Raw genomic sequence first — 4,932 nt, 5'->3', positions numbered from 1 at the left:
CACCCTTAGCGCAACTGGATAGAGTGTCTGACTACGAATCAGAAGGTTGTAGGTTCGAGTCCTACAGGGTGCATAATACAAACCTAGGTTAATCCTAGGTTTTTTTGTTGCTTTTTAGATGAAATCTTTCCTTACTTTTAGGTATAATATTACATGGTTTAGTGTAAACCACACTACTATATCAGAAAGGGAGACTTGATGAAAAAAGAAAAAGAGACGAATGCGTCACAAACTGGTTATCGTCGAACGCTCAGTAATTCACATATACAACTAATTGCTCTGGGAGGAACAATTGGTACTGGACTTTTCTTGGGTGTTGGAGATAGCATTCACCGAGCGGGCCCTTCCGTAATTTTAATCTTTATTATAGTAGGATTTTTTCTTTTCCTACTTATGCGTGCGCTCGGAGAATTGATCTTATCTGATTTAAAAAAGCATACATATATTGAATTTATTGAAAAATATCTTGGTAAAAATATTGGATTTATCAGTGGCTATCTGTATTGGATTAGTTGGCTAACTCTAGCCATGGCTGAATTAACTGCATTAGGAATCTATTTTGAATATTGGTTCCCACACTTACCAACTTGGCTTCCAGGACTTATAACAATGGTTGTTTTACTAATAATAAATCTAATCTCTGCTAAAGTTTTTGGAAATTTAGAGTTTAGTTTTGCAATTATAAAAATTCTAACCATATTAGCTTTTGTTGTTATGATTGGCTACTTTTTAATAATTGGTGAATCAACCAAATATGGCGATATTTCATTAGCTAATCTAAATGCGGGAGGCGGATTTTTTGCTAAAGGGAGTCATGGATTCTTACTAGGCTTCCAAATGGTAATTTTCAGTTTTATCGGAGTTGAATTAATTGGGCTAACTGCTGCAGAAGCACAAGATCCAGAAAATACAATTTCCCGAGCAATTGATCAATTACCAATTAGAATAATTTTATTCTATGTTATGGCGATTATAGCAATTTTAGTTGCTATTCCGTGGCCTAAGATTTCTACTACAAGTAGTCCATTTGTCCAAGCTTTAAGTGCTACAGGAATTAAGGATGCTGGCTCTATAATTAATTTTGTGGTTATCAGTGCTGCAATTTCTTCTACCAATAGTTTTTTATATAGTGCAGGTCGGTTATTATTTTCAGTAAACTTTGATGGCAAATCTAAGTGGTCAAAAACTTTTGGCAAGTTATCCAAAACTCAAGTGCCACGTAATGCTTTAATCTTTTCATCTTTAATTATTGCCTGCGCACCTTTAATTACCTTAATTATTGGTGATTCAGCGTTTACTTTTATTTCTGCTACTTCAACAAGTATGTTTCTAATTATTTGGGCAATAATGATTTTGACTCATATACGTTACAGAAAAGAAACTCCTAGAAAAGACTTAAAGTCATTCCAAATGCCATTGTTCCCATACTTAGATTACTTGGTTTTAGCTTTCTTTATTGCAATGATTGGTTTATTACTTTACTTAGAAAAATTTAGAATTCCAATGATTGCAGCTTTAATAGCATTTGTAGTTCTTTACTCAATTACCAAATTTTTCAGAGAAAAAGAATCTAATTAAAGCATAAAAAATGTCCAACTGAATTAACAGTTGGACATTTTTTATGCGCTATTTAAATCTCAACTTAATTTTTTGCCACAAAGACAAAGCCTGTCTCATATGATCAGCTGGGATATATTTTCTTATTGCCTTTAAAACAAATATTGGTTGTTTTGCTGAAAAAATAAAATTCCCATTATTCCGTGTTCTCAATTCAAATCGCGGTATATATTTTCCTTTAAAATGGACATCTGCTACAACATATGTAATCTCATTCCAAGGAATTTGAATATAATCTAATACATTTTTATCATTATAAAATTCAAAACCTTTATCACCAATCATAATTTGACCATAACAAGGTATACCTCGTTGCCAAGTTGCCTTCGTTACGTAATCAGATGTTGTATTAAGTGATTGAACCATTTTTATAATAAACCTACAACATGTCCGGCAATCCCGACAATAAAGATTCCGATAATAATGATAATAGGTGATACTTTCTTCTTTAACAACCACATACACAAGAATGTTAAGCATAATGCAGCAAGACCAGGAATTAAGCTATCCAAGTTATTTTGCAAAGTAGTGACTTTTGTGCTTGTTAAAGATAGCCCTTGGTCGTGCCATTGAATTAAGGCTTGTTGAATACCTTTAGCACCCTTAGGTAATGAACTCCAATCAATATATGCACCTTTTTGAAGTGGAGACTTAGAAACAACAGGTAAGAATTTAATTGATACCCACCGTTCAATTAAAGCACCTAATACAAACATACCCATCATTGAAGCACCACGGGTAACTTTACTCATCAATCCACCTGATAAGTCTTTAGTAATTTCAGAACCTACGCGATAGCCAAATTCTTGAGAATACCATAAGAAAGCAATTCTAATTAAGTTCCAAACAATAAAGAACAAAATTGGACCTAAAATATTTCCTTGAGCTGCTAAACTAGCACCTAATGAACCTACAATTGGCCGTACCGTATACCAAAATACTGGGTCACCAACACCAGCTAAAGGTCCCATCATACCAACTTTAACACCTTGAATAGCTTGATCTTCAACTTCTTTCCCATTAGCCTTTTCTTCTTCTAATGCTAAAGTTACCCCTAAAATTGGTGAAGCTAAATATGGGTGAGTATTGAAGAATACCAAGTGTCTTTCAAGTGCATCTTTTAAATCCTTTTTTTCAGGATATAACTTACGTAAAGCTGGAATTAATGAATAAGCCCAGCCACCATTTTGCATTCTTTCATAGTTCCAAGATCCTTGAAGCAACATAGAACGCCACATAACTTTTAAGCGATCTCTTTTAGTTAAATGGATTTGATTTTCTGCCATTTTAATTTCCTCCCTAGATCTTTTTAGTAATTATCCAAAATATCACCCAAAGGGTCACCAGTACCTTTTGAGCCTGAATTGTTAGAACCTTTACCTTCAAGAGCTAGATACATAAGAGCTAATGCAGCACCAATTGCACCTAATGCAATCAAAGTTAAGTCTTGAATTGCGGCTAACGCAAATCCAATAGCGAAAAATGGCCCAACCTCTTTGCTTGCCATCATATTAATAACCATTGCATAACCAACAGCAACAACCATACCACCACCAATGGTCATACCAGCGGAAAGCCATACTGGCATTGCGGAAAGCCAAGACTTAACAAGTTCAGAAGGAATTGCTAACAAAAGAGCAGCTGGAATGGCTATTCTCAAGCCTTGTAACCCTGTTGCAACCAATTGCCAAAATTCGATTCCTTGATAATTTGCTTTTTCAGCCTCTTTATCCATGATATGAGAAATCGCAACTGCAAGTGTACGAACAATCATTGTTAATCCTAAGCCGGCAACTGCCAAAGGTACAGCAATACCAATAGCCGTACCAATTTTATCAGTTGAAAGGTGTCCTTGAACCATGATGATTGCAGAAGCAACACCAGCAAGAGCAGCATCAGGTGCAACTGCAGCACCAATATTAGCCCAACCCATAGCAATAAATTGTAATGCACCACCAAGCATAACACCAGTTGTAAGATTACCTGTAACTAAACCAATTAATGTACATGAAATAATTGGTTGATGGAATTGCCATTGATCCAAAATACCTTCCATACCTGCTAAGAAAGCAATGAATACAACTAAAACCATTTGAATCGCATTCATGAAACTAAATCCTCCTACTATTTTTGTTCATTAAGGAGGCTTTGAGCCTTCTTAAGAATAGAATCCATATTTTCAGGACTATCACTCGGAACTTTTCGAACATCGAATTTAATGCCCATTTTTTTTAGTTCCTCAAAAGTGTCTACATCTTTTTGATCCATAGAAAGCACACTATTAGAATTTACTTTACCAACAGCATATGACATTGAGCCCACATTTAAAGTATCGATTTGAACTCCATCTTTAATGGCTTCAAGTGCATCTTCAGGATTTTCAAACAAAAGCAAAGCTTTTGTTGCTCCGAATCTAGGATCTTTATCTACTTCTACCATTTTCTTAATTGGCACAATATGTGCTTTAATACCAGCAGGAGCAGCTTCACGAATCATGTTTTTTCGCAAATCATCTTTAGCAACATTATCACTAACAACAATAATTCTATCTGGATTCATTGCTTTTGACCATCCAGTTGCAACTTGGCCGTGCAATAACCGTGAATCAATTCGTGCTAAAACATATTTAATATGTCCATCACCTAAAACAGTACCTTCTGGGATATCTCCTTGAGGTTCTTGATTCTTAACTTCAACTTTTTGAGATTCTTTAGGTGCAAGAGATTCTGGTTTTGTCTTAATTCCATCTTTGGCAGGTTCAACAATTGCTGTTGCAATTTCTTTAGCTGAATCTAAGCTAAACCGTTGACTAAGAGCCTCAATAACCATTGGTAAATTAAGACCTGTAACAATTGCCCAATTTCCACCGTGTTCTTCAAGCAATTTGTTTGCCTGGTTAAAGGGGGTACCACCCCACAAATCAATTAAAAATAGCACCTCATCTTGATTATCGAAAGAATTAATTACATTTTCCATTTTCTTTCGAACATCATCTGGTCCTTCGTCTGGTTTTAAAATTGCTGAGCCAAAATTCTCTTGCTTACCAAAAATCATTTCAGCAGATTGAGAAATTCCCTCAGCAAAGGCGCCATGACTAGCTAGAACTATTCCAACCATCATGCTTCCTCCTTCCAAGATTATAACTGTATACTTTTCTATTATAGCGTAACCGTATACATTTTGTAACCGTTATCTTGGAATTTTATAATAAAAAAGTAATTGAACTATATAGATAAATATTATAAAAAACGACAAAAAAAGACAGGCCTCAATGGTCTGTCTTTTGTTTGCTCCGGTTGCCAGATTCGAACTGAC

At 35.1% G+C, this 4,932-nt stretch carries 5 protein-coding genes and 1 tRNA gene; 2 read left to right on the top strand and 4 right to left on the bottom strand.

Going from position 1 to position 4,932, the window contains the following annotated elements:
- A tRNA-Arg gene (locus ETI37_RS07615) sits at positions 1-73 on the top strand.
- 125 nt (positions 74-198) lie between these two features.
- Entirely contained in the window at positions 199-1,578 is a 1,380-nt protein-coding gene (locus tag ETI37_RS07610) for an amino acid permease (protein ID WP_006586303.1), read from the top strand.
- Positions 1,579-1,626: 48 nt separating this feature from the next.
- Here the strand turns inward: ETI37_RS07610 and ETI37_RS07605 are convergent, their stop codons facing one another.
- From ETI37_RS07605 to ETI37_RS07590, 4 genes are read right to left on the bottom strand one after another with little or no spacing between them, the layout of a single operon-like run.
- A complete protein-coding gene (locus ETI37_RS07605; protein ID WP_006586304.1) occupies positions 1,627-1,983 on the bottom strand; it encodes a DUF956 family protein in 357 nt (118 codons plus the stop codon).
- A 2-nt stretch (positions 1,984-1,985) separates the two neighbouring features.
- Entirely contained in the window at positions 1,986-2,903 is a 918-nt protein-coding gene (locus ETI37_RS07600) for a PTS system mannose/fructose/sorbose family transporter subunit IID (RefSeq protein WP_006586305.1), read from the bottom strand.
- A 23-nt stretch (positions 2,904-2,926) separates the two neighbouring features.
- The gene (locus ETI37_RS07595) at positions 2,927-3,724 is read right to left on the bottom strand and encodes a PTS mannose/fructose/sorbose transporter subunit IIC (protein WP_006586306.1); all 798 of its coding nucleotides are present in this window, start codon (positions 3,722-3,724) and stop codon (positions 2,927-2,929) included.
- A 17-nt stretch (positions 3,725-3,741) separates the two neighbouring features.
- Positions 3,742-4,734: a PTS sugar transporter subunit IIB gene (locus ETI37_RS07590; protein ID WP_022091332.1), complete on the bottom strand. Its 993-nt coding sequence runs from the start codon at positions 4,732-4,734 to the stop codon at positions 3,742-3,744.
- Positions 4,735-4,932 lie beyond the last annotated feature (198 nt).

This window comes from Lactobacillus mulieris (genome assembly GCF_007095465.1).
Lineage (GTDB): Bacteria > Bacillota > Bacilli > Lactobacillales > Lactobacillaceae > Lactobacillus > Lactobacillus mulieris.
The sequence above is the reverse complement of the archived record's forward strand: the minus strand, read 5'-3'. Positions and strand labels throughout refer to the sequence as shown.